We start from the raw sequence: 23,154 nt of genomic DNA on the forward strand, positions 1-23,154 counted from the left end.
TCCGACGCATGATCCTGAACGTCTGTCAGGAGAAGTTCATGGACGTTTTGATCGGCTGGGTGGATGGCGCGCCGATGCTCGTTCTCGGCAGCGCTGTCCTGGTGCTCATGGCGTTGGCGGTGGCCACGGGGGTCATGATCAAGCGCCAGCATCTGCGGGATCGCCGTGGGAAGGACGACGGCGTCGGCGATGGCGAGAGCTACATGGTCTCGGGCGTTCTCGGCCTGCTGGCCTTGCTGATGGGCTTCACCTTTGCGCTCGCCGTGGATCGTTTCGAAACGCGCCGCATGCTGGTGATGCAGGAGGCCAACGCCATCGGCACCACCTACCTGCGCACCCAGTTGCTGGACGAACCGCACCGCGCCCGGATCAGCGGCCTGCTGGTCGACTATGCCGAGAACCGCGTGGCGCTCGGCAAGTCCAACGTCGCCAGGAATCCGCAGCTGCTCGTGAAGAACGACCGCCTGGTCACCGAGCTCTGGGCCGCCACCGCCTCGGCCTTCCAGACCATCAAGGGGCTGGACTTCTCCAGCGCCTATCTTGAGAGCATGAACACGCTGATCGACCTGGACGCCTCGCGAAAGGCGGCCCGTCTGGTTCGCGTGCCGACCGAGGTTTTCGTCGTCCTGGTGATCTATGTGATCGTGACCGCCGGCGTGCTTGGCTATGTGTTCGTCGGAAAGCGCGGCCGCTCGGCGGCCGCCGTCATGCTCTTCATGCTGTCGATGTCGCTGTTGCTGATCGTCGACATCGATCGTCCGACCGGAGGCGGCGTCCGCGAGGGGCAGGGGCCAATGGAGCGGCTGGTGGAGTCGTTCAAGGCCACGCCCGGCTCGGCCTACGACCGCTTCCGCATCCAGGACGCCGGGCCAGCCGCCAGCCCCTAGCTAGCGGCAGCGGGTGATGGTGTCGGTCTGGCCCTTGGACCGGATCTCGCCGCCGACCTGCACCAGCGTCTGCTCGGTGTCGGCGCAGGCCCGGCGCGTGCGGCCCTTGCTTTGGATCGTCGTCACCTCGCGGCCGATCAGCCGGGCGCTGCGACCGTCGGCGGCGATCTCTACCTTGTCGACCACGCCGCGCTCCATCGACGTCGCCCCCGCCAGGAACTTCGCCGCCTGGGCCTTCGCCTGGGCCAGGCCGCTGCGGCCATAGGGGATCATCCCGCCGTTCTTGATGTCGCGGGTCTGGTCGATGAACACCGCGTCCCTGGTGAACAGCGCAAAGTAGCCGTCCAGGTCGCGCGCGTTCCAGGCCGCCTCCTGCTTCTGGGCGAAGGCCCGCGCCTGCGCCTCCGTCAGCCGGGGCGCCGCCGCATGGGCGGGCGGCGCGATCAGCGCCGCCGCCAGCAGGAGGGGCAGCAGCCTCAGCGGTCGAGCCCCAGGGCGCGGGCCGCGTTGCCGCCCATCCACTTCTCGCGGACGGATTGCTTCAGCGGCAGTTCATCGGTCTCGGCGACCAGCTGGTGCAGCGGGACCATCTGGGTGCCCCAGCCGGTGGCGAAGATGATCTTGTCCTGCAGGTTGCGGGCTCCGTAATAGATCAGCGCCTCGTATCCCGCGCCAGGCGCCAGCAGGTGCTTCACGCGCTTGCAGGCGAAGTCGACGAAGATGTTCTTGTGGCGCGAGGCGATGGCGCAGGTCTCCGCCACCCAGGGCCAGCCGGTCAGGCCCGCGACGATACGCAGCTCAGGGAACCGAACCGCCACCTCGTCCAGATACTTCGGGTGCGCATAATCATAGGGTCGGTCCGACAGCAGGTGCAGGCCGGCCGTGATCCGCACCGGGATGTCCAGCTCGACGCACTTGGCCAGGAAGGGCCAGTACGCTGGGTCGTTGATGTAGCGCTCCTCGCGGTAGGACGAGATCTCGAAGCCCTTGCAGCCCCACTCGCGCACGCCGCGTTCCAGCGCCGCGACGCCGTCCTCGCCCTCGTCGCCCCAGATGCGGAACCAGGGGATCAGGCGGTCGGGATACTCGGCCGCGAACTTGGCGACGTCCTCGTTGCTGGCGCGGCGGCCGGCGTTGCCGATGCAGGCGTACTGGACCTGGGCGGTGTCGAGCATGCCGATCACCTGCTCGTGGCTCATCGCCCGGGTCATGTCGACGTCGCACAGCTTCAGCGCCAGCGAGGTCAGGCCCTCGGTTTCCTTGGCCGCGTTGAATTCCTCAAGGCTCATGCCGATCTGGGCGGCCCAGCCGGGCGCCATCTGCTGGGCGTAGCCTTCCTTGTCGAACCCGCGCCCGGACTTGATCAGCCGCACCGTGTCCTCGACCGCTTCCTTGGTCGGCGTGTCGCATTCGAAATCGATGATCATCATGGGGCGTGTCTCATTCCTAATGAATCAGTGGGCCTCAAGGCCCTTATGAGGCCACCCTAGCTCGACCGACCGGGCCGGGAGAAGCGCTGGAGTCGCTGCGGCCGTTGGCTCATGCTCGTCTCATGCGGCTCTATCTCTCGTCCTATCGCTTCGGATCGGCGGTCGATCGGCTGGCCGGCCTGGTTCCGGCCGGCGCGCGCGTCGCGGTGGTCTCCAACGCCCTCGACCTGGTCCCGGACGAGTCGCGCCGCGCCTATGCGCGCAACGTCCACGACCCGCTGGCCGATCTCGCCGACCTTGGCTTTTCGCCGTTCGATCTCGACCTGCGCCGCTGGTTCGGCGACGCCGCGGGCCTTGAGCGCGAGTTGCAGGACGTCGGCATGGTCTGGGCGGTCGGCGGCAACACCTTCCTGCTGCGCCGGGCGATGGCCCAGAGCGGCCTCGACGGCGTCCTCCAGCGACGGCTGGCCGAGGACAGTCTCGCCTATGGCGGCTGGAGCGCGGGGGCCTGCGTCGCCGGCTCCAGCCTGCGCGGCGTCGACCTGATGGACGCGCCGGACGAGGTCGCCGAAGGCTACGATCCCGCCCCGATCTATGACGGCCTCTGCCTCGTGGACTTCGTCATCGTCCCGCATTTCGCTTCCGACCATCCGGAGGCGGACGCGGCAAGGCTCAGCGCCGACTGGCTGGCGCTGCAGGGCATCGCCCACCGCACCCTGCGCGATGGTCAGGCGATCGTGCGGGCAGGGGATCAGATTGAGCTCGTCGGCGCCGGCTAGGGCTCCGGCTTTACGATCTTTGCGCATGCGCCCGCCGCGCCGGTGGTGACGGCGCGCCCACGGCGAAGCTAGACTTGCAGCCAACAAATCGGGGGGAGACGAACCATGGAGCGCAAGAGCCCGCTGGCCTGGCTGGTGCTGGCCGCGTCGGTGATCGCGGGGGTGAGCTATTTCGCCTCCTGGAACATGGCGCTGCCCGAAGCTGTCGGCACGGTCTGGAAGGGCGCTGGCGTGGCGCTGCTGGCGGTCTATGCCGGCCTCCAGGCCCGCAACTTCGACGGCTTGCTGCTGTGCGCGGTCATGGCGTTCGGCGCGCTCGGCGACGTGCTGCTGGAGACCCACGGCCTCAATGTCGGCGCGGTCGCGTTCCTGGTCGGCCACCTGATCGCCATCGGCCTCTATCTGCGCTACCGCCGCCGCGGGCTGACCAACGCCGACAAGCTGCTGATCGCGGTGCTCGTGCCGGCGGTGGCCGTCGCCGCCTATCTGCTGCCGACCGACCGCAGCCTGGGCGCGGGCGCGGCGCTCTACTCGCTTGGCCTGGCGATCATGGCCGCCTGCGCCTGGGCCAGCCGCTTCCCGCGCACTCTGGTCGGGCTCGGCGCCGTGATGTTCGTGGTCTCCGACCTGCTGATCTTCGGGCGCGCCGGGCCGCTGGCGAGCGCCGCCTGGGTGGGGCTGGCGATCTGGGGCCTCTACTATTTCGGCCAGTTTCTGATCTGCGTCGGCGTCATCCGCGGTCTGCGCCAGGCGCGCCGGCTCTAGCTGCGACCTTTCGGCGGCGCCCACAATCCGCCCCTTTCCAGAGGAATGCAGGACCGGTTGTATTTTGGCGGCCTTGCCGCGCGGAGGTGTGTTTGGCGGGCGACGGCGCGAAGATCACGGACGATCTCCCGTCGTGGGCCGGGGCGGAGCTTCGGCTGCGCGCCTGGGTCTCGCGCCATCGCCGCCCGGTGGTGGTGGCGCTGAGCACGATCTTCCACGGGCTGATCGTGCTGCCGATGCTGGCGAGCCAGCCCGAGCCGATGCCGCCCGAGCCGCCGCCGATGGTCGTGCAACTGGTCGAGATCCCCAAGCCGATCCCGATCCTGTCGCCGCCGGCCCCTGATCCCGAACCCTCGCCGGCCCCGGCCGCCGCCCCGGTGGAGACGCCCAAGCCCACGCCCGCCAAGCCGCCGCCCAAGCGTCGGCCCACGCCGCGGCCGCCGCCGCCCGACGTGGTCACCGTCCCCGCCAGCCGGGTCGAGACCGCCAGCGTCGGCTCGGGGGTCGAGCTCACCGACGCTCAGATCGCCGGCGCCGCCCGCGCGGGCTCAGGCTCCGGATCGGGCGACGGCGCCGGGGGCGGCGAGTGCGACATGCTGCGCTGGCTGCAGGCCAAGCTGCGCCAGGACCGCCGCGTCCAGGCGGCGATGGCCGGCGCGCATCGCGGCCGGCCGGTGATGGTCTGGAACGGCGACTGGGTCGTGCATCCCGGCCAGGAAGGCGGCGGTCTGGCCGCCGTCCGCGAGATCATGACCTGGGAGATCGCCTATGCGCCCGAGGCCTGCCGCTCCGAGCGGGTCCGCGGCCTGGTGCTGATCTCGCTGCGCGACGGGGCCGGCGCGGCCCACATCGCGGTCGGCGACGGCGACTGGACCTGGACCGACCTGATCCACGCCCGCTCGGCCGTCACCCACGGCAAGGTGCTGCGCCGCTAGCTACTGGATGATCACCCGCTCGGGCGGCGCGTCGGCTTCCAGCCGCACCGTCACCGGGTTGGGCGTCAGGTCCTGCGAGGCGCCGCTGTACATGTCGACGCCGATGCCGATCAGGCCGCCGACGATGACATTGCCCGCCACCCCGGCCGCCCCGGCGCCGGAGGTCCTGTGCGTCACCTGCACGCTCGCCGGCTTGTAGCCCGGCTTGCTGAGCGTGGCGGTGAACTCCGACCGGCGCTTCATCTTGATGGCGCAGGGCGTGGCCGTGCACTGGTGGCCGTTGGTGGTCTCGACCCTGGCGCCGGACGGATCGCTGTGGATCATCCAGGCGTCCTCGGTCCCCCGCGTCACCGTCGCGCACGCCGCCAGCGTGGATCCCGCGCAGACGACGGCGGCCAAGCGCGCTGCGCGCCTCATCAAGCGAACCATTTCCCCAACCCCTCACCCTATTGGTGTGCACACTCATGGGTGGAGTTCGCCAAGATTCCGTGAATCGGCGTTCGGCTCAGAACTCCACGCCCTGGGCCATGAGCGTCGCGAAGACGTTGTTGCCCGGCCGCACGGCGTAGCGCGCCGTCGCCCGCGGCACGTGGCCGTGCTGGCCCAGCCGGATGGCGTCGAAGAAGGCGCGGTCGGACTGCATGCCTGGCCCCTGCGACCAGCGCGCCAGGGTGCGCAGCGCGATCAGCTTGTCGATGAGCAGGCAGTTGGGATCGACAAAGCCGCCCTGCGCGGCGAACCGCCCGCGGCCCGGCCCCACCGAGTCCCAGCGGTCGATCCCCAGCTCGCGCCCGCTCGCCGCCTCGACCAGCATGCGCAGGCTGTAGGCCCAGGCCTTGCCCTGCACCGCCGCCAGCAGGCCGCTCAGGTGCTCGGGCGTCCAGCTGTTGTCGTCGTCCAGATAGGCCACGTGCCGGCTGTTGGCCATGAAGGTCAGCAGCGAGCGCAGCGACCCGCCGTCCGTCGCCTGGTGCACGCCGCCGTGCCGGATCGAGGTCGAGTAGGGCAGCTGCAGCAGGATCACCGAGACCCTGGCCGGCCGCCGCGCGATCAGCGCCAGCAGCTCGGGCGGCGCCTGCCCGGGCGCGTCCACCCCGATCAGCACCTGGATCCGGCCGTCCAGGTCCTGGCGGAAGACCGACTCCACCGCCGCCGTGATCGAGGCGCGCAGCACCGTCGGCATGACCACGGCGACGTCGCTCGGCGTCTGCGGGTCCCCGGCGTCCGGAAAACTGGTTCCGAGAGATTGGCCGACCACGCTACGTCCCTTGCACACGCCCCGGCGGGCGCGCCTCTACACCAGACGTTGCGGTCAAGCTCAAGGGGCGGCGGCAACCGAACATTGCAGCCGCGCGTTCCCTGCCTGCCAACGGGCAGAGGGGCTCGCCGATGCGCCTATTCCGATCCGCCAGCCGCTTCGCCCGGCGCCGCCCCGTGGCGCTCGGCGCCGCCGCGCTCGCCATCGCCTCGCCGGCCGCCGCCCAGGAGATCGCGGCCCCCGAGCTGTTCGGCTGGACGCTCGAAAGCGTCCGCGCCGGCGTGCGCTACGCCCCCGACTATCTCGGCTCGGACGACTACCAGCCCTGGTTCACCGGCGCGGTGGTGCTGTCCCCGCGCAACGCCGCCCCGGTCGCCTTCAGCGCCCCGGACGACGGCGTCAGCATCGGCCTGCTCGGCCAGGGGCCGCTGACCGCGGGCCTGGCCGGCCGCTGGCGCTCCTCGCGCGACGACGACAACGACCTGGCCGGCTTCGAGGAGATCGACGGCGCGGTCGAGGCCGGGGTCTTCGTCAACTGGTGGCCCGCCGACTGGCTGCGCGTGCGGGCCGAGGCGCGCCGCGGCTTCGGCGGCCACGAGAGCTGGGTGGGCGGCCTGGGCGCCGACGCCTTCGTCCGCCACGACCGCTGGGTGTTCTCCGCCGGCCCGCGCCTGGAATGGAGCGACGCGGACTTCACCCGCACCTATTTCGCCGTCACCCCGGCCGACGCGGCCCGCAGCGGCGTGCGCCCCTATGCCCCCAGCGACGACACCTGGACGCCGGGCGCCCTGGTCAGCGCCGCCTACAAGGTGAACCCCCGCTGGAGCCTCGAGGCCTCCGCCACCTACTGGCGGCTGACGGGCGAGGCCGCCGACAGCCCCATCGTCGCCGACCTGGGCTCGGAGGATCAGTTCAGCGCCAGCCTCAGCGTGCGCTACACGCTGGGGCGCTAGTCGGGGCGCGTCCAGACCCGGCCGTCAGGGCGATAGCGCTTGGGCGTCAGCCGCCCCATCCGCCCCTGCAGCTTCGCCACCAGCGCCCTGGCCTGCGTCAGTTCTCGCGAGCGGCAGGTCCCGATCACGTGCTCGATCTCCAGCTCCAGCCACATGCGCTGTTCCTCGCGCGCGGCCAGGTACATGGCCTCGAACTCCGGAAACCGCTTCAGCCAGGTATAGACCGCCTTCAGCGAGGGCGTCCCTGGGCGGGCGCAGATGGCGCTCAGGGCCTCGCCCTCCGCCAGCCGCTCGCACACCGCCTGCGCCGCCTCCAAGGTATAGGTGCTCTTGCGCCCGGCCCCCGCCGGCCGCCGCCGCCGCAGGCCCCCCGCGATCTCGGCCTCGCGCCACCCCGCCCGCGCCGCGTCCCAGGAGGCGTTCTCCAACTGATGCTTGCGGGCCAGCTTGTCGCGGCAGCCGTCGTACATCTCGGCGAAGTCCGCATGCATCCGCCGCCAGCGATAGATGGTGGCGTAGCACGGCATGTCCGGATCGGCGGCGATCTCCCTGATCGTCAGCCCGTCGCACATCCGCTGGCAGATCTCCCAGCCGATGCGCGGATCGTACTGGCTGTGCTTGTAGCCGCCGACGTGGTCGATGGCGGGCAGGGGAGGGGACGGAGCGCGGGCCATGGCGTGGAGTATGGCGCGGCGGGGCGTCGGAAGCGGACGTGGCCGACCCAGTCACCGCCTCCCAGACAGCATCGCTCGAACCCCTCGTAAAGTGGCGCTTTCCCAGAACGCGACCGATGCGTCTTCCCTTCAGGAGTTCACTCTGGTCGCTCTTCCGTCTTCGGGGCCTCCACGGGCAGACGAGGACGTCCGAGCAGGTTAGGCTGGCAATCGCTCGCTGAAATGAAGTGAATGCATGATCAGCGTTAAGCGGCAATGCGCACCAACTTTGACGGTGACTATGCCCAATGGGCATGCTTGCAGTATTACTGCGCGTGGGAGGCGAAAAATTGCTACTCGACGGCTTATTTGAGGAAGTCGGCAAGATCGCCATGTTGGCGGGTGTAATATCCGGAGTCTATAGATTCTGGACCAAGCCGACGTCTCACGAACGCAATCATGATCGGCTGGTTCGTACGCTCGCCTGGATATCGAATACGCCCTGGATAGATTACGTCCGCGCCGGAGTATCACTTATACTTAGAATAATGGTGGCGATATACGGGTCAGCAAGATCTGAAGATGGAAAAATAGGGTCATTTTTCACCGTCAAGGCGTGGAAAATGAGCGCTTGGATCGCAGCATCTTACTATTTTTTCCTATTTCCACTCGGTTTTGTGATCGGGTTGGTCGTTATACTAACCTACGAAAACGGTTTAAACATATCTGATGCAACGTTCTCGATGGCGTTGCTGGGCGTGTTGTTTGCGGTCGGGTGGGGATTCTGGCGAGCACTGATTGCCATACGACGCCCGGTGCAGCGGGCAGGGCCCCGAGATAGCTTCGCTTCTGCCATTGTCCAAGCCCCACGCGGAATGCTTCCTTTCGTGGCGATCTGTATCTTATCACTGATCACCGGTTTGGGCTTTGAGCCGCCAATCGCTCGCCTCTTTTTCGGGGGCTTGGTCGTCTGTCTAGCTTATAGCGTCATACGTGCAATTGCCGTGCATGGGCCGCTAGCTCCCGTCCAACTCGCGATCCAATTTCTAGTGTGGACCCTTTTGTTCGTGGCATTGGCGATGGGGCTCGACGTCTTGCAGCGCGCCACGCGTGCTGGCGACATCGGTTTGATTTTCAAAGTCGAGACTGCGTTTGCGGTGGTTGGCGCAATTGGCGCGCTCGCTTGTTGTGTCTACGCGCTGACGCCTAGGCCGCGTATTCGCCTCCAGTCAGCACTTGTCGCATTGTCGGCACTCAGCCTCTTCGCCACCTTCGACGCTGGATCGGCATCTGAGCTTGGCATCGCGAAGGTCGTGCTCGGGTTGGGCTTTGCCTATCTCATCCCGATGGCGATCTTCGTCTGCGGTGTTATCTTTGCCAGCGCGGTGCCAGATTGGGCCTCAGTGGGGGTCACGCGGTATGTGCTAACTCGCGCCAAACAGAGTCCATCTTTGAGCCGCATGGGCCTCTGGTTAGGGCTCAACATCGGGACGGGTCTTGCGTGCGCGCTCGGCGCGCTTTTGATCCTTGGTGCCACTTCACTGTTGGCGGAAGGTGTCGCTCGGCACATCGGTGCGTGGACGATGGGCGAGGATGGCAAAGTTTCGACGGCTTGGCTGGCGATCCTAGATGGACCTCGCCTGATGGTTTGGATGCTCTATGAGCGCATGGCTGGCGACGCTGGTGCGTCTTCGGCCGTTTCTGTGACTGCCAAGAACGCAGCGCTTGCCGCGTACGCGTTTTTTCTGGCCTCCCTGTTGTCACTGCTGCCGATCCTTCTGAGCGCAAGTGTACTGGTGACGCAGTTCTTGGCTCGTTTCCTAGCCTTTGTGGTGGGGCAGCCGGTTGAATATCTGCATTCGACCTTACTTCTTCCCGAAGATAGTACGGCGGAGCAGCGAGCACTTTCCTACGGCAAGACAGCAATCGTTTTTGGCGTAACTGGAGCCTTTGCATGTGTTGTCGTGCAGGGGGCGCTTAGCCTGCTGAGGCACTGAGGGGCAGACCCACACGCTTCCGGCGGGACGATCCGATATCTCCCCCAAACAAAAACCCCGCCGGCTCGCACCGGCGGGGTTTCGTCAGATCTCCCGCGCCTCGGCTGCCCGAGGCGCGAAGCTCTTAGTAGCCTTGGATCTTGGCGTAGCGGTCGCGATGGTACGACTGGCTGCCATAGGCCGCCTCGGCCGCACGGGCGCGCTTCATGTAGAAGCCCGCGTCGTGGGCGTCGGTCATGCCGATGCCGCCGTGCATCTGGACCATCTCGTTGGAGACGAGGTGGAAGACGTCGCCCATCTTGGCCTTGGCCAGCGAGACCAGCTCCGGCACGTCCGGCGAGCCGGCGTCGATCGCCGCCAGGGCGGCTTCGACGGCCGAGCGGGCCAGTTCCAGGTCGGTGAACATCTTGGCCGCGCGGTGCTGCAGGGCCTGGAACGAACCGATGACCTGGCCGAACTGAACGCGGACCTTCAGGTAGTCGAGGGTGGTCTCGAAGGCCTGGACGGCGGCGCCGAGCATTTCGGCGCTGACGCCGGCGCGGGCGCGGTCGAGGGTGGCTTCCAGAACGTCCCAGCCCTTGCCTTCGGCGCCCAGCAGGGCGTCGGCGGAGACTTCCACGTTGTCGAACGAGACGTTCGACGCGCCGCGGCTGTCAGCCAGCTTCAGGTTCTGCTTGGTCACGCCCTTGGCGTCGGCGGGAACCAGGAACAGGCTGATGCCGTCCTTGTCGCCCGGCTTGCCGCTGGTGCGGGCCGAGACCACGAACAGGCCGGCGGCCGGACCTTCGAGCACGAAGGTCTTCTTGCCGTTCAGCACGTAGCCGGCGCCGCCCTTCTTGGCTTCCAGCGCGACCTTCTCAGGGGCGTGGTGCGCGCCTTCGTCCACGGCGAGCGTGGCGACCAGCGAGCCGTCGGCGATCTTGGGCAGGTACTCGCCCTTCTGGGCGTCGTTGCCGCCCAGGATCAGGGCGCTGGCGGCCGCGAGGCCCGAGGCCAGCAGCGGCGAGGCGGTGAGCGTGCGGCCCATCTCCTCGAGGATCAGGCCCATCGACAGGTAGCCGAAGTTCGACCCGCCGAAGTCTTCCGGGATGATGACCCCGGCCCAGCCCATTTCAGCCTGCTCGTTCCAGGCGGCGGCGTCGTAGCCCAGCTCGACGCCCGAGTCGCGCATCTTGCGGAAGGCGGTCACCGGGCTCTTTTCCTGGACCCAGCTCTTCGCCGCGTCGCGGAGCATGCTCTGTTCTTCGTTCAGAACGGCCATGTCTTAAATCCTATTCTCGAAAATTCTGTGGTTGTTCTGATGGTTAGTTGTTTTGCGTCAGGTCGGGCAGGCCCAGGATGCGCTTGGAGATGATGTTGTTCTGCACCTCCTGCGAGCCGCCATAGATCGTGGTGGCCTTGCCGCCGAGCCACGAGCGCACGGCGCCCAGCTCTTCGCCGGTGAAGGTGTCGCCTTCCCAGCCCAGGCCCTGGTGACCCATGATTTCCAGGGTCAGTTCGGCCTTGTCCTGCATCCAGCGGGTGCCGGCGTTCTTCATGATCGAGGTCGCCGCCGACGGGCCGGAATTGCCCTTGGCTTCCATCATCGCGCGGATGGCGGTCTGCTGGAAAGCGCGGCCGTCGATCTCGTTCAGGATGATGCGGGTGCGCAGGTCGGTGTCGGCCAGGCGGCCTTGCTCGTCCACGCCCACATAGTCCTTGGCCAGCTTCGGCAGGGTGCGGCCGCCGGCGTAACCGCCGCCGCCGGCGCCCGACAGGCCCGAACGTTCGTGCTGCAGCAGGCGCTTGGCGATGGTCCAGCCGCCGTTCAGCGGGCCGACCAGGTCCTTCTTCTCGGCGCGGGCGTCGGTCAGGAAGGTTTCGCAGAAGGGCGAGTTGCCGGCGATCAGCGGGATCGGGCGAACTTCGACGCCCGGCTGATGCATGGTGAACAGCACGAAGGAGATGCCTTCATGCTTCTTGGAGGTGTCCGTACGCACCAGGCAGAAGCACCAGTCGGCGTATTGAGCGCCGCTCGTCCAGATCTTCTGGCCGTTCACCAGGTAATGGTCGCCCTTGTCTTCAGCCTTGCACTGAAGAGAGGCCAGGTCGGAACCGGCGCCCGGCTCGGAGAAACCTTGGCACCATTGCAGGTCGCCACGGCAGATCGGCGGAATGTGCTCTTTCTTCTGGGCGTCGGTGCCGTACTCAAGCAGAGTCGGGCCGAACATCATCACGCCCATGCCGCCGATCGGGTTGTAGGCGCCGGCGCGCTGGAATTCCTGCTGGATGACGCGGCCTTCCGCCGACGACAGTCCGCCGCCGCCGTATTCGGCCGGCCAGGTCGGGGTGCCCCAGCCCTTTTCGCCGACGGCCTTGCGCCAGGCTTCCTGGTCGGGGCTCGGATTGCTGCGCTCTTCGCGCATCATCGGGTTGGGCTTGCCCTTCAGGCCCGCGGGGAAGTTGGCTTCGACCCAGCCGCGCACTTCCGTCCGGAAGGCGTCGAGATCGCCGCCGCCAAAATCTGCCATTGAAATAGTCTCCTAGAAAAATCAGGTCGTTTGAAAACTCGCGGCCGTTCGCGCCATGCGAAATGACATGGCGCAAACAGCCTGGTTCGAAATCACACTAGTGGTTCTGCGTGTGGTCTGGGAGTCCCAGGATGCGCTTGGAAATGATGTTGCTCTGCACTTCGTTGGACCCGCCGTAGATCGAACCGGCCTTGCCCGACAGCCAGGTGCGGACCGCGGTGCGCTCCTCCTCGCTGAAGTCGTCGCCTTCCCAGCCCAGGCCCTGGTGGCCCATGACCTCGAGGGTCAGTTCGGCGCGGTCCTGGGTGGCCTTCATGAAGGCGTTCTTCATGATCGAGGTCGCCGCCGACGGGCCGGAATTGCCCTTGGCCTCCAGCGCCGCGCGGACCACGGTCTGGGCCACGGCGCGCTGGTCGATCTCGTTCAGGATGATGCGGGTGCGCAGATCGGGGTCGTCCAGGCGGCCCTGTTCGTCCTCGCCCACGTACTTCTTGGCCATCACGCCCAGCGAACCGTTGGAGCCGCCGGCCCCGCGGCCGCCGTTCATGCCGCTGCGCTCGTGCTGCAGCAGGCGCTTGGCCACCGTCCAGCCGCCGTTCAGCGGGCCGACCAGGTTTTCCTTCGGCACCTTCACGTCGGTGAAGAAGGTTTCGCAGAACGGGCTGTTGCCGGCGATCAGGCGGATCGGACGGACTTCGACGCCCGGCTGGTGCATCTCGAAGACAACAAACGAGATGCCTTCATGCTTGCGGGTCTGGTCGGTGCGAACAAGACAGAAGATCATGTCGGCGTATTGGCCGCCGCTGGTCCAGATCTTCGAACCATTCACGAGCCAGTAATCGCCCTTGTCTTCGGCCTTGGTCTGCAGGGCGGCCAGGTCGGAACCTGCGCCCGGCTCGCTGAAACCTTGGCACCAGCGGATCTTGCCGGTGACGATGTCGGGGATATACTTCTTCTTCTGTTCCTCGGTGCCGTATTCCAGCAGCGTCGGGCCGAACATGCCCACGCCCATGCCGCCGATCGGGTTCACCGCGCCGATCTTGGCCATTTCCTGGGCCAGGACCCGGGCTTCGGGGCCGCTGAGGCCGCCGCCGCCATAGGCCTTCGGCCAGGTCGGGGTTCCCCAGCCCTTGGCGCCCATGCGTTCTTTCCAGACCGCCTGGTCGCCGGTGGGGGCCTCAGGGCTCATCATCGCGGCGGTCTGAGCCGCCACGTCCTTGCCCAGGGACTTCGGGAAATTCGCCTCGAGCCACTCCTTGGCCTCGGCGCGGAAGGCTTCCAAATCGGGGCCGCCAAAGTCAGCCATGAAAATTCTCCCTAATAATCATTATCTTAGCGACGATTATAGTTCGCGCTCCCGTTTCCGGGCGGGGTCTATGAAATCACTTGGGGTCGGGCAGGCCTAGCACTCGTTTCGAAACGACGTTCAGATTGATCTCCGAGGTGCCGCCTTCGATCGAATTTCCCTTCGAGCGGAGCCAGGTGCGGACGGCCGCCAGCTCGGGGCCGTCGAAGCCTTCGCCGCCCCAGCCGATCCCGGCCGTGCCCAGCGCTTCGACGATCAGTTCGTTGCGGTCCATGGCGATCTTGGCGCCCATGTACTTCATGATCGAGGTCGCGGCCGAGGGACCGTTGCCGGCCTTGGCCTCGTCGGCGGCGCGGCGGACGGTCTGCTGGAAGGACTGGACCTCCATCAGGTGCTCGGTGATGCGGCGGCGCAGGTCGCTGTCGCTCAGCACGCCGCTCTCGTCGAGGCCGACATACTGCTTGGCGGCGCTCTTGACGGTCAGGGCGTTGACCGGCGCGCCGATCGAGCCGCCGCCGAGGCCGGCCGAGATGTTGTCGCGCTCGAACTGCAGCAGGCGCTTGGCCACCGTCCAGCCGCCGTTCAGCGGGCCGAACAGCTGGTTCTTGGGCACGACGACGTCGGTGAAGAAGGTCTCGCAGAACGGCGAGGTGCCGTTGATCAGCAGGATCGGGCGGACCTCGACGCCGGGCGAGGTCATGTCGATCAGCAGGAACGAGATGCCCTCATGCTTCTTCGAGGTGTCAGTCCGCACCAGGCAGAAGCACCAGTCGGCGGTGTTTGCGCCGCTCGTCCAGATTTTCGAACCGTTCACCAGGTAGTGGTCGCCCTTGTCCTCGGCGCGGGTCTGCAGCGAGGCGAGGTCGGAGCCGGAGCCCGGCTCGGAGTAGCCCTGGCACCAGCGGACGTCGCCGTTGATGATGCCCGGCAGGTGCTGGCGCTTCAGCTCCTCGGTGCCGTACTCGATCAGGGTCGGGCCGAACATCATCACGCCCATGCCGCCGATCGGGTTGCGGGCGCCGATCTTGGCCATTTCTTCCTGCAGGACGCGGGCCTGCTGGCGGGTCAGGCCGCCGGCGCCGTACTCGGCCGGCCAGGTCGGCACGCCCCAGCCCTTGGCGCCCATGGCCTTGCGCCAGGCCAGCGCGTCCGGCGTCTCGACGCCGCCGCTCGCCTTGGCGACCTGGGCGGCCGGATCGGCGGCCAGGGCCTTGGGGAAGTTCGCATCCAGCCAGGCCGCCGCCTCGCTGCGGAAGGCCTGCAGGTCGTCGCCGCCGAAGTCAGCCATGGGAAATCTCGCCTCTTGAAATCAGGTCGATCAAATCAAGGACGACGCCCGAAGAACAGGGCGTCGCCGTTCACACTTACTTGGGGTCGGGCAGTCCGAGAACCCGCTTGGACACCACGTTGAGGTTCACCTCCGACGTGCCGCCCTCGATGGAGTTGCCCTTCGAACGCAGCCAGCCGTGGGTGGCGGTGAGCTCCAGCGGGGTGAAGCCTTCGCCCTCCCAGCCCAGGGCCTGGGCGCCCATGGCCTCGACCATCAGCTCCGACCGCTCCTGGGCGAAGGTCGCCGCGGCGTACTTGATGATGGAGGTCGCGGCGCTGGGGCCGTTGGAGGCCTTCGACTCCGCCGCCACGCGGGCGATGGTCTTGTAGAAGCAGTCGAAGTCCATCTTGTTCTTGGTGATGCGGGTGCGCAGGTCCGGGTCGGCCAGCACGCCGTCGGCGTCGGCGCCGACATAGCTCTTGGCGATCTGGGCCAGGTCGCCGGCCGCGCCGCCCGCGCCGCCGCCGCCGCCGAAGCCGCCCGAGATGTTCTGGCGCTCGTACTGCAGCAGCCGCTTGGCGATCTCCCAGCCGCCGTTGACCTTGCCGACCAGCGCGTCCTTGGGCAGCTTCACGTCGCTGAAGAAGGTCTCGCAGAACGGGCTCTCGCCCGAGATCAACTGGATCGGGCGCGTCTCCACCCCCGGCGTCGTCATGTCGATCAGCACGAACGAAATGCCCTCGTGCTTCTTCGAAAAATCGGTACGGACCAGACAAAAGCACCAGTCCGCCTTGTTGGCGTACGAAGTCCACACCTTTTGGCCGTTGATCAGCCAGTGGTCGCCCTTGTCCTCGCAACGGGTTTGCAGGCCGGCGAGGTCGGAGCCGGCGCCGGGCTCGGAATAGCCCTGGCACCAGCGGATCTCGCCACGGACGATCTTGGGCAGGTACTCCTGCTTCTGTTCCTCCGAGCCGTACTCCAGCAGGACGGGGCCGAGCATCCAGACGCCGAACGACGCCAGCGGCTGGCGGTAGCGGCCGGCGCTCAGTTCCTGGTCGAGGATGCGCGCTTCCTGCGGCGAGAGGCCGCCGCCGCCGTAGGCCTTGGGCCAGGTCGGCGCGGTCCAGCCCTTTTCGGCCATGCGCCGCATCCACACGATCTGCGGATCGTTCGAACCGGCGAAGGCGCGACCGCCCCAGACCGCTTCATAGTCGGTCTCGGCCTTGGGATCGCGCAGTTCGGCAGGATAGTTGGCCTCGAGCCAGGCTTTCACCTCGCCGCGAAACGCGTCGAGATCGCCGCCGCCAAAGTCGGCCATGGAATCCTCCCGTGATCGGAAAAGCCTTACGCGCGGGCACATTAGCGCCGAGCGTCCCAAGAGCAAGCAGAACGAAACGCTTGTTTGACTGAACGGGGCGCCCCTGCCCAGCGCGCAAATCACGATATATACGGACGCCTTCGGGCGGCCATTGGAGGGCGGATGAGGTTTTGGCGCGAACTGAGACCGGCGGCCTTTGCTGCTGCACCGTCGACAGCGGCCGTTCTGGCGCTGCTGGCGGGGGTCATGCTTCTCGCCTCGGGCGCGACGCCCACCATTCCTGACCGCTTCCTGCAGATCTACGAAATCACCCCCGTGGTGCTCATCGAGGTCAGCCACTTCCTCTCGAGCATCCTGGGCCTCGCCTTGGTGCTGCTGGCTTTCGGGCTCCGTGCCCGGCTGGACGGGGCCTGGTGGGCGACGCTGTTCACCCTGCTGATCGCCAGCCCGCTCGCCTTGCTCAAGGCCTTCGCCTGGGAGGAGGCCACGGCGCTGACCCTGTTCGCCGTCGCCCTGCTGCCATTCCACGGCGCATTCCCGCGCAAGGCCCGGCTGCTGAGCATGGAGGTCACGCCCGGATGGCTGTTCTCGGCCTTCGCCGTCATGGTCGGGGCGGGGTTGCTCGGCATCTGGTCGTTCCAGCATGCCGACTACGGCGACAAGCCGTTCTGGGTCGTGATGGCCGACGCCGATGCGGCCCGCGCCATTCGCGGGTGGGTGGGCGCGGCGATCCTGTTGTTCGCCTTCGGCGTCTGGCGGCTGTTCGCATCGGCGGCGACGCCCAAGGTGGTGGGCGAGGACGATCCCGAACTGGCGCGGGTTCGCGCGATCCTGGGCAAGGCCGAGGAGGCCGAGCCTAGCTCCAATCTCGCCCTGTTGGGCGACAAGCGTTTCCTGTTCTCGCCGTCAGGCGAAAGCTTTCTGATGTTTGGAGTCCGCGGGCGTTCGTGGATCTCGCTCGGAGCCCCGGTCGGGCGTCGGGACGAGTGCATGGACCTGCTCTGGCGGTTTCGAGAGCTGGCCGACGCCCATGCCGCGCGTCCAGGCTTCTATGGCCTCGACGCCGAGGACCTGCCGGATGTGGTTGAGTTGGGGTTCGCGATCGCCAAGGTCGGCGAGAGCGCCGCAGTGGCGCTGGACACCTTCACGATCGAGGGCACCAAGCGCGGCAACCTGCGCCGGGCGTGGCGCCAGGCGGGTGACGCCGGCGCGACCTTCGAGGTCTTTCCGCCCGACCGGGTCTGGGAGATCATGCCGCAGCTGCAGGCGATCTCGGACGCCTGGCTGGTTCATCATGCCGGCGGCGACAAGAGCTTCTCGATGGGCGGCTTCTACCCTTCCTACGTCTCGGAATTCCCGGTCGGCGTCGTCCGCTTCGAAGGCAAGATCATCGCCTTCGCCACGCTCTGGATCACGGCGAACAAGACCGCCTTCTCGATGGACCTCATGCGCTACATCGAGGAAGGCCCTCGGCGCATCATGGACTACCTGTTCGTCGAGTTGATCGAGTGGGGCCGCCGGGAGGGGTATCAGGCGATCGAATTCGGTATGGCCCCGCTTTCGGGCCTGGACGATCGTCCGCTGGCGCCGGTGCTCTCGCGGGTCGGCGCGCTGATCTTCGAACGCGGGGAGGAGATCTACAATTTCCAGGGCGTGCGGGCCTACAAGGGCAAGTACGATCCGGTCTGGCGGCCGCGCTACATGGCGGCGCCGAACAAGTGGGCGATCCCGCTGCTGCTCGCCGATATGGGCCTGCTGACTTCGGGCGGGGTCTCTGGGTTGGCCAAGCGGCCCAAGAAGACCGACGAGACGCCGAGCCTGTCGACCGCGGCCTGAGGGCGGCCTAACGCCGTCCGGTCGTGACGCCGAGCAGGTTCACCGCGTGAACCATCATGAAGAGCGCGAAGGCGCTGGCCGTCACCATGATGAAGCGCCAAGGCATCAGCCGCGGTCCCTTCATCGGGTCCGACGGCTTGGAGCCGCGCCAGCCGGCGAAGGCCGCGAGGGCCAACAGGACGCCGCACAGCGTCAGGGTGACGTTCAGATCCATCTTCGAGCGCCTATAGCAGCCTGCGCACGGGCGCAAAGGTGAACCCGTAGTTAACGCTTAACGAGCCCTTAACCATGCTGAGGCTTGGTTCCGTAAGGGGACGCGTCAGCAATCCACAGGCTTTCGCGCCAGGCCCAATATCTGGTGTTAACCTTCCGTTTACACACCAGGGATCGGTGGTAGCGTCCAGAATGGGCTGGGAGAACGATTCGATATGACGTCGGGTGCGCCCTGGAGCGTCAAGGGGATCGACCCTAAGGCGAGGGAGGTCGCGAAGGACCTCGCGCGCCGGTCCGGCATGACCCTGGGCGAATGGCTGAATCGCATGATCCTCGAGGACGACGCGCCCGAGGAGATTACCTCTCAGGCCTATTTTGAAGAGCGCCAGACGCGCGCTGAGCGCGTCTATGTCGAGGCCCCGCGCGAGCCGGTATTGGCGCCAGCGGCGTTCGAAGTTGCGCCCGGCCGCTATGAGGCGCCCCAGCACCCCGGCGACGAGATGGGCCGTGTGGCCATGGCGCTCGACAGACTCAGCGGCAAGATCGATCGGCCCGAGCCGCGCCCGACGCCCGAGGCGCTCGCCGCCGGCGCCGTGCTGAACGAGGCGATGGCCCGCATCGAAGCGGCCGAACGCGAAGCCGTGGCGGTCGCCGCCCGGTTCGAAGGGGCCGTGCAGGAAGCCCGCGCTGAGAACACCCGCCTGGCCGACCGCCTGCGCCGGGTTGAGGCGGAGGCCGCCGGGCCGCGTTCGGCGGAGGCTTTGCGTTCGCTTGAGGCCGCGCTCGGCAAGGTCGCCAACCATCTCTACGAGGGCGAAGGCCGCACACGCGACACGATCCAAGCCATGGAGCAGCGGATCGACCAGATTTTCGCCTCCGGCGGCGGCGACCCCGCCGGACTGCTCGAGGAAGTGGTCAACCGCGTCGACGCGCGGCTGACCGACGCCGAGACCCGCACCTCCGAAGCGCTCGTCAATCTGGGCCAGGCTTTCGCCAATCTCGACGGTCGCCTCGGCGTCGCCGAAAAGGCGATGGGACCCGAGGTCGAGCGCCGGATCGAGGCGCTGGCTGCGACGCTTTCTCGACGCGTCGAGGATGTTCGCGGCGAGATCGCCAAGGAAGTCGAAGGCGTGTCCAGCGGTCGTTTCGACCGCATGGAGCGCCAGCTCGGCGAGATGGCCGAGACGGTCCGCAAGGTCGACCAGGGCTCTGGCGAGGCGATCGAGCGAATGGGCCGCGAGGTCCTGACCATGGCCGACACCCTGAACCGTCAGGTCCAGGCGGCCGAACATCGCAGCGCCGACGCCATCGAGCAGGTCGGGGGCGAAGTGGCCCGCATCGCCCAGGCGATGGAGCAGCGCCTCGGCCGGTCGGAAAGCACTCATGCCGAAGCCCTGGAAAAGCTGGGCGCGGAAATCGGCAAGATCACCGATCGTCTTACCGAGCGGATCGGCAGCTCCGAGCGCCGCGCCGCCCAGGCCATCGACGATGTCGGCGAGCAGGTCGCGCGCGTCAGCGAGCGCATCAGTCAGCGCCAGGAACGTTCGGCCGAAGATCTGGCTGAGCGGATTCGGCAAAGCGAAGAACGCACCGCCCGTCTGCTGGGCGAAGCGCGCGAAACGATCGACCGCGGTTTGGCCGAGTCTCACCGCCGCATGAGCGAGCAGAGCGTTGCAGCCGCAGCGCCAGCCGCGCCGCGTCTGACGCGGGAAGAGCCGGCCGGATCCACCTTCGGTCACGACCCGTTCCGCGAACTTGGCCCAGTGGCGCCGGTCGCCGCCGAGGGCCTGGCGCTCCAGGCCTTCGCCGCGCCGGAACTCCCCGCCAGCGCGTTCGCCGAGGCAGCGACGGCTGAGGAGCCTTCGGAGGAGGTCGAGGCTCCGGCCGCCGAATTCCCCCAGCCCACGAGCTCGCCTGTGTTCGACGCGGCGGACTTTGAAGCCGCCGACGGCTTCGAGCCGTTCAGCCCGCCAGCCGATGCCCCTGAGGCCGAGGTCGAAGACGACACGGTCGCCGAGTTCGAAGAGCCCGCAGCCGAAGAGCCGCAGGTGGAATTCTCTGCGGATCCATTCGAGCCGATCGCCCCTGAAACCGAGGTCGAGCTGGAGGCTGTCGTCGAGGCCCCGGCCGAGCCGGTGCGCCAGCTTTCGACCCGCGAAGTCATCGAGCAGGCTCGGGCCGCTGCGCGTGCGGCCTCCAGCCCCGCCGAGGCCAAGCGCGCCAAGATCAGCGCCAAGATCGAGAAGCTTCCCCCCAAGGACGGCGGCCGCTCGCTGTTCTCCGGCCTGGGCCTGCGCAAGCGCGCGGTCGGGTCCTCATCGCTGCAGACCGCCCTGCTGGTGGCAGGCGGCGCAGCGTTCCTGAGCCTGGGCGCGGCGAGCTATTTCGTGGCCGACGCCGAGCCGGGCGGGGCGCCGCCCAAGCGGGTCGCCGACGCGCTGGCCGTTTTCCAGAGCGACCAGGCGGGCGAGATCCAGGGCGCCGAGGCGGACACCACTCCGAACGTGGGAACCGCGCGGGCGGCCGTGGCGCTGGCGCCTCAGCCGATCACTCCGGCTCCGGCGATCTTGCCGGCGACCGAGGATCCGGCGGCCCTGGCCAGCCTCTATTCCGACGCCCTGCGGGCGCTGGAGACTTCAGAAGCCGGCGGTCTGGATAAGCTGCGCAAGGCGGCCAACCTCGGCCACTCGCCGGCCCAATTCTATCTGGCCAAGCTCTACATGGACGGCGGCGCCGGCCTGAAGAAGGATCCGGTTGAGGCGCGGCGCTGGACCGAGCGTGCGGCCGAGGGCGGCAACCGCGCCGCCATGCACAATCTGGGCATCGCCCTGGCCGAGGGGCAGGGCGGTCCGAAGAACGTGACCTTGGCCGCCCAGTGGTTCCGCAAGGCCGCTGACCTTGGCCTGGTCGACAGCCAGTTCAATCTCGGCGTCCTCTACGAACAGGGCCGCGGCGTCACGCAGAACCCGGCCGAGGCCTACAAGTGGTATCTGGTCGCCGCGCGCAGCCGCGACGAGGCGGCGCTCGACAACGCCGCGCGGGTCCGCGCAAGCCTTTCAGCCGAAGCGCGCAGCGTCGCTGAGCGCGCCGCCCGCGGGTTCCGCGCGACCTCGACAACCAGCGCGACGGCCATGGCTGGACCGACCGCCTCGGCGGCCGATGTCGCCACGGCCCAGCGTGCGCTGTCCCGGCTCGCCTACTACCAGGGGCCGACGGACGGCAGTTCGTCGCCGGCCCTGACCATGGCGATCGCGGCCTATCAGCGTCATCAGGGCATGGCTGCGACCGGTTCCCTCGATCCGACCACACTTTCACGTCTGCAGGTCTTCACGCGGTGACGCGCGCCGTTTAAGGGGCGCTCTTGGATTTCTATCTGCCCATCGCGGAAGTCTCGGTGAATGCGCCTCTGCTGATCGCGCTTGGCGCGGCGGTGGGCTTCATCTCCGGGCTGTTCGGCATCGGCGGCGGCTTTCTGATGACGCCGGTGCTGGTGTTCCTGGGCATCCCTCCCGCGGTCGCGGTGGCCAGCGAGGCCAACCACGTCGCGGCGTCCTCGACCTCCAGCGTCATCTCCTACACCCGGCGCAAGGCCGTCGACTTTCGGATGGGCGGCGTTCTGGCGGCCGGCGGCGCGGTCGGCTCGTTGCTAGGGGTCGAGGTGTTCCGCTGGCTGCGGCTGCTGGGCCAGGCCGACCTCGTCGTTTCGCTGTCCTATCTGGTCTTCCTCGGGGTGATCGGCGCCCTGATGCTCTGGGAATCGCTGGGTTCCATCCTGCGCCGGCGGCGCGGCGATGCGCCCAAGCCCCGGAAGGACCGCCGGCCGCCCTGGCTCTATGGTCTGCCGTTCAAGATGCGGTTCCCCCGCTCACGGCTCTACATCAGCGTCATCCCGCCGATCCTGCTGGGGGTATTTGTCGGCATCCTGTCGGCGATCATGGGCGTCGGCGGCGGCTTCGTCCTGGTGCCGGCCATGGTCTACATCCTGCGCATGCCGGCAGGCGTGGTCGTCGGCACCAGCCTCTTCCAGATCATCATCACCACTTCGCTGACCAGCGTGCTGCAGGCGGGGCGCAACCAGACCGTCGACGTGGTGTTGGCGACCCTGTTGCTGATCGGCGGCGTGTTGGGGGCTCAGGTCGGGGCGCGGGCTTCGTCGCGGTTCCGCGCCGAGGAACTGCGGGCGCTGCTGGCGATCATCGTGCTGGCGGTGGGCCTGCGCATGGGGCTGGGCCTGTTCTTCACGCCCTCCGAGCCCTTCGTCCTGATGACGGGGAACGGATGATGGTCGCGGCCCTGGACATGCCGCCGGCCGCCGTCTCCGCCGCGTTGACGACCACCAATGTGCGGGTGACGTCTAGCTTCCGTGGCGCCCGCATCGTGCTCTACGGCGCAGTGCTCGATCCCAGCCAGAAGCCGAGCGACGTCGTCGTCATCGTGCGCGGCCCCGATGCGCCGGTCCGCATGGCGCGCAAGACCCGCATCGCCGGGATCTGGGTGAACTCGCGGCCGGTGGTGTTCGAGGGCGCGCCTGGCTTCTACATGGCCGCCTCGACCAGGCCGCTCGATGAGATCGCCAGCTTCAGCACCCTGCGAAGGCTGGGCGCTGGCGTGGACCATCTGCGTATCAACGCGCCCATGGAGCAGCGCACAGAGACCCGCTACGGCGTCCGCGACGTCGTGGTGAGCGGGCTGGGCGCGGACTATCTCGACTGGCGGCGCGCCGTCGTGCGGCTCAAGGAGGAGAGCGGCCTCTACGCTGCGGACGCCCGCGGGGTCAGCTTTGTCGACAAGGGCCTGTTCAAGGCCGAGATCGACCTGCCGACGGGCGCGCCGATCGGCGTCTACTCCGCCGACATCTTTCTGTTCCAGGACGGCCAACCGGTGTCGAGCCGCACGCGCGGACTGACGGTCGAGAAGGCCGGCGTGGAGCGGGCGCTTTACCTTTTCGCCCATCGAAGGCCATGGTCGTACGGTCTGGCTTCGGTGGCGATCGCCCTGGCCGCGGGCTGGGCTGCTTCGGTGGCCTTCCGGAGGAACTGACCGC

21 protein-coding genes are annotated in these 23,154 nt (G+C 67.8%); 10 read left to right on the forward strand and 11 right to left on the reverse strand.

The window, feature by feature from the left end; all coding sequences use genetic code 11:
* Positions 1-38 precede the first annotated feature (38 nt).
* Positions 39-887 carry a hypothetical protein gene (locus tag ASC79_RS15740; protein WP_162244299.1) on the forward strand — a complete coding sequence of 283 codons (849 nt, stop codon included), beginning with the start codon at positions 39-41 and terminating at the stop codon, positions 885-887.
* Here the strand turns inward: ASC79_RS15740 and ASC79_RS15745 are convergent, their stop codons facing one another.
* Together ASC79_RS15745 and ASC79_RS15750 are read right to left on the reverse strand one after the other, a co-directional pair.
* Complete coding sequence (locus ASC79_RS15745; protein ID WP_056022456.1) at positions 888-1,409, reverse strand: DUF4440 domain-containing protein; 522 nt, start codon at positions 1,407-1,409, stop codon at positions 888-890. It lies immediately after the preceding gene.
* Positions 1,364-2,317 (reverse strand): amidohydrolase family protein, encoded by a 954-nt coding sequence (locus ASC79_RS15750; RefSeq protein ID WP_056022454.1) that lies wholly within the window; start codon positions 2,315-2,317, stop codon positions 1,364-1,366. Before ASC79_RS15750 ends, ASC79_RS15745 begins: the two co-directional genes overlap by 46 nt.
* A 122-nt stretch (positions 2,318-2,439) precedes the next feature.
* Between ASC79_RS15750 and ASC79_RS15755 the strand changes: the two genes are divergently transcribed.
* The 3 genes from ASC79_RS15755 (at position 2,440) to ASC79_RS15765 (ending at position 4,796) form a co-directional block, all read left to right on the forward strand.
* Positions 2,440-3,096, forward strand: coding sequence for a Type 1 glutamine amidotransferase-like domain-containing protein (locus ASC79_RS15755; protein WP_056022451.1), 657 nt, complete (start codon positions 2,440-2,442; stop codon positions 3,094-3,096).
* A gap of 105 nt (positions 3,097-3,201) precedes the next feature.
* Positions 3,202-3,861, forward strand: coding sequence for a lysoplasmalogenase family protein (locus tag ASC79_RS15760; protein ID WP_056022448.1), 660 nt, complete (start codon positions 3,202-3,204; stop codon positions 3,859-3,861).
* Between the two features lie 92 nt (positions 3,862-3,953).
* The gene (locus ASC79_RS15765) at positions 3,954-4,796 is read left to right on the forward strand and encodes a hypothetical protein (protein ID WP_056022446.1); all 843 of its coding nucleotides are present in this window, start codon (positions 3,954-3,956) and stop codon (positions 4,794-4,796) included.
* Here the strand turns inward: ASC79_RS15765 and ASC79_RS15770 are convergent, their stop codons facing one another.
* Together ASC79_RS15770 and ASC79_RS15775 are read right to left on the reverse strand one after the other, a co-directional pair.
* Entirely contained in the window at positions 4,797-5,195 is a 399-nt protein-coding gene (locus tag ASC79_RS15770; protein WP_235528765.1) for a PEGA domain-containing protein, read from the reverse strand.
* Positions 5,196-5,301: 106 nt separating this feature from the next.
* The gene (locus ASC79_RS15775; RefSeq protein WP_056106297.1) at positions 5,302-6,054 is read right to left on the reverse strand and encodes a hypothetical protein; all 753 of its coding nucleotides are present in this window, start codon (positions 6,052-6,054) and stop codon (positions 5,302-5,304) included.
* A gap of 131 nt (positions 6,055-6,185) precedes the next feature.
* On the opposite strand from ASC79_RS15775, the gene ASC79_RS15780 reads away from it, so the two are divergent.
* Positions 6,186-7,007 carry a MipA/OmpV family protein gene (locus tag ASC79_RS15780; protein ID WP_056106300.1) on the forward strand — a complete coding sequence of 274 codons (822 nt, stop codon included), beginning with the start codon at positions 6,186-6,188 and terminating at the stop codon, positions 7,005-7,007.
* Here the strand turns inward: ASC79_RS15780 and ASC79_RS15785 are convergent.
* Positions 7,004-7,681 carry a hypothetical protein gene (locus tag ASC79_RS15785; protein WP_056022437.1) on the reverse strand — a complete coding sequence of 226 codons (678 nt, stop codon included), beginning with the start codon at positions 7,679-7,681 and terminating at the stop codon, positions 7,004-7,006. The two genes, ASC79_RS15780 and ASC79_RS15785, sit on opposite strands and share 4 nt — an antisense overlap.
* 287 nt (positions 7,682-7,968) lie before the next feature.
* On the opposite strand from ASC79_RS15785, the gene ASC79_RS15790 reads away from it, so the two are divergent.
* Positions 7,969-9,657 (forward strand): hypothetical protein, encoded by a 1,689-nt coding sequence (locus ASC79_RS15790; RefSeq protein WP_156378387.1) that lies wholly within the window; start codon positions 7,969-7,971, stop codon positions 9,655-9,657.
* 124 nt (positions 9,658-9,781) lie between these two features.
* Here the strand turns inward: ASC79_RS15790 and ASC79_RS15795 are convergent, their stop codons facing one another.
* The 5 genes from ASC79_RS15795 to ASC79_RS15815 all read right to left on the reverse strand — a co-directional run bounded on the left by ASC79_RS15795 (position 9,782) and on the right by ASC79_RS15815 (position 16,061).
* Positions 9,782-10,918 (reverse strand): acyl-CoA dehydrogenase family protein, encoded by a 1,137-nt coding sequence (locus ASC79_RS15795; RefSeq protein WP_056022431.1) that lies wholly within the window; start codon positions 10,916-10,918, stop codon positions 9,782-9,784.
* Between the two features lie 43 nt (positions 10,919-10,961).
* Positions 10,962-12,167, reverse strand: a complete 1,206-nt coding sequence (locus ASC79_RS15800; RefSeq protein WP_056022428.1) for an acyl-CoA dehydrogenase family protein — start codon at positions 12,165-12,167, stop codon at positions 10,962-10,964.
* Between the two features lie 97 nt (positions 12,168-12,264).
* Positions 12,265-13,473 carry an acyl-CoA dehydrogenase family protein gene (locus tag ASC79_RS15805; RefSeq protein WP_056022425.1) on the reverse strand — a complete coding sequence of 403 codons (1,209 nt, stop codon included), beginning with the start codon at positions 13,471-13,473 and terminating at the stop codon, positions 12,265-12,267.
* A gap of 76 nt (positions 13,474-13,549) precedes the next feature.
* A complete protein-coding gene (locus ASC79_RS15810; protein WP_056022423.1) occupies positions 13,550-14,761 on the reverse strand; it encodes an acyl-CoA dehydrogenase family protein in 1,212 nt (403 codons plus the stop codon).
* A gap of 76 nt (positions 14,762-14,837) precedes the next feature.
* A complete protein-coding gene (locus ASC79_RS15815) occupies positions 14,838-16,061 on the reverse strand; it encodes an acyl-CoA dehydrogenase family protein (RefSeq protein ID WP_056022420.1) in 1,224 nt (407 codons plus the stop codon).
* Positions 16,062-16,223: 162 nt separating this feature from the next.
* On the opposite strand from ASC79_RS15815, the gene ASC79_RS15820 reads away from it, so the two are divergent.
* Positions 16,224-17,897, forward strand: coding sequence for a bifunctional lysylphosphatidylglycerol flippase/synthetase MprF (locus ASC79_RS15820; RefSeq protein ID WP_056022418.1), 1,674 nt, complete (start codon positions 16,224-16,226; stop codon positions 17,895-17,897).
* 7 nt (positions 17,898-17,904) lie between these two features.
* Here the strand turns inward: ASC79_RS15820 and ASC79_RS15825 are convergent, their stop codons facing one another.
* Positions 17,905-18,111 (reverse strand): hypothetical protein, encoded by a 207-nt coding sequence (locus ASC79_RS15825; RefSeq protein WP_056022415.1) that lies wholly within the window; start codon positions 18,109-18,111, stop codon positions 17,905-17,907.
* Positions 18,112-18,325: 214 nt separating this feature from the next.
* Here ASC79_RS15825 and ASC79_RS15830 point away from each other — a divergent pair, with 214 nt between their 5' ends.
* The 3 genes from ASC79_RS15830 to ASC79_RS15840 are packed head-to-tail and all read left to right on the forward strand — an operon-like array spanning position 18,326 to position 23,150.
* Complete coding sequence (locus tag ASC79_RS15830) at positions 18,326-21,448, forward strand: SEL1-like repeat protein (protein ID WP_056022412.1); 3,123 nt, start codon at positions 18,326-18,328, stop codon at positions 21,446-21,448.
* 23 nt (positions 21,449-21,471) lie between these two features.
* Positions 21,472-22,392: a sulfite exporter TauE/SafE family protein gene (locus ASC79_RS15835; protein ID WP_056022409.1), complete on the forward strand. Its 921-nt coding sequence runs from the start codon at positions 21,472-21,474 to the stop codon at positions 22,390-22,392.
* Positions 22,392-23,150: a TIGR02186 family protein gene (locus tag ASC79_RS15840; protein WP_056023651.1), complete on the forward strand. Its 759-nt coding sequence runs from the start codon at positions 22,392-22,394 to the stop codon at positions 23,148-23,150. Before ASC79_RS15835 ends, ASC79_RS15840 begins: the two co-directional genes overlap by 1 nt.
* Positions 23,151-23,154 lie beyond the last annotated feature (4 nt).

This window comes from Phenylobacterium sp. Root1290 (assembly GCF_001425305.1).
GTDB lineage: Bacteria > Pseudomonadota > Alphaproteobacteria > Caulobacterales > Caulobacteraceae > Phenylobacterium.

Coding starts and splice junctions, on each gene's coding strand:
- ASC79_RS15805 (WP_056022425.1), bottom strand. CDS start 13,473: ATGGCTGACTTTGGCGGCCCCGATTTGGAAGCCTTCCGCGCCGAGGCC.
- ASC79_RS15840 (WP_056023651.1), top strand. CDS start 22,392: ATGGTCGCGGCCCTGGACATGCCGCCGGCCGCCGTCTCCGCCGCGTTG.
- ASC79_RS15740 (WP_162244299.1), top strand. CDS start 39: ATGGACGTTTTGATCGGCTGGGTGGATGGCGCGCCGATGCTCGTTCTC.
- ASC79_RS15790 (WP_156378387.1), top strand. CDS start 7,969: ATGGGCATGCTTGCAGTATTACTGCGCGTGGGAGGCGAAAAATTGCTA.
- ASC79_RS15755 (WP_056022451.1), top strand. CDS start 2,440: ATGCGGCTCTATCTCTCGTCCTATCGCTTCGGATCGGCGGTCGATCGG.
- ASC79_RS15830 (WP_056022412.1), top strand. CDS start 18,326: ATGACGTCGGGTGCGCCCTGGAGCGTCAAGGGGATCGACCCTAAGGCG.
- ASC79_RS15815 (WP_056022420.1), bottom strand. CDS start 16,061: ATGGCCGACTTTGGCGGCGGCGATCTCGACGCGTTTCGCGGCGAGGTG.
- ASC79_RS15795 (WP_056022431.1), bottom strand. CDS start 10,918: ATGGCCGTTCTGAACGAAGAACAGAGCATGCTCCGCGACGCGGCGAAG.
- ASC79_RS15800 (WP_056022428.1), bottom strand. CDS start 12,167: ATGGCAGATTTTGGCGGCGGCGATCTCGACGCCTTCCGGACGGAAGTG.
- ASC79_RS15820 (WP_056022418.1), top strand. CDS start 16,224: ATGAGGTTTTGGCGCGAACTGAGACCGGCGGCCTTTGCTGCTGCACCG.
- ASC79_RS15750 (WP_056022454.1), bottom strand. CDS start 2,317: ATGATGATCATCGATTTCGAATGCGACACGCCGACCAAGGAAGCGGTC.
- ASC79_RS15760 (WP_056022448.1), top strand. CDS start 3,202: ATGGAGCGCAAGAGCCCGCTGGCCTGGCTGGTGCTGGCCGCGTCGGTG.
- ASC79_RS15825 (WP_056022415.1), bottom strand. CDS start 18,111: ATGGATCTGAACGTCACCCTGACGCTGTGCGGCGTCCTGTTGGCCCTC.
- ASC79_RS15785 (WP_056022437.1), bottom strand. CDS start 7,681: ATGGCCCGCGCTCCGTCCCCTCCCCTGCCCGCCATCGACCACGTCGGC.
- ASC79_RS15780 (WP_056106300.1), top strand. CDS start 6,186: ATGCGCCTATTCCGATCCGCCAGCCGCTTCGCCCGGCGCCGCCCCGTG.
- ASC79_RS15810 (WP_056022423.1), bottom strand. CDS start 14,761: ATGGCTGACTTCGGCGGCGACGACCTGCAGGCCTTCCGCAGCGAGGCG.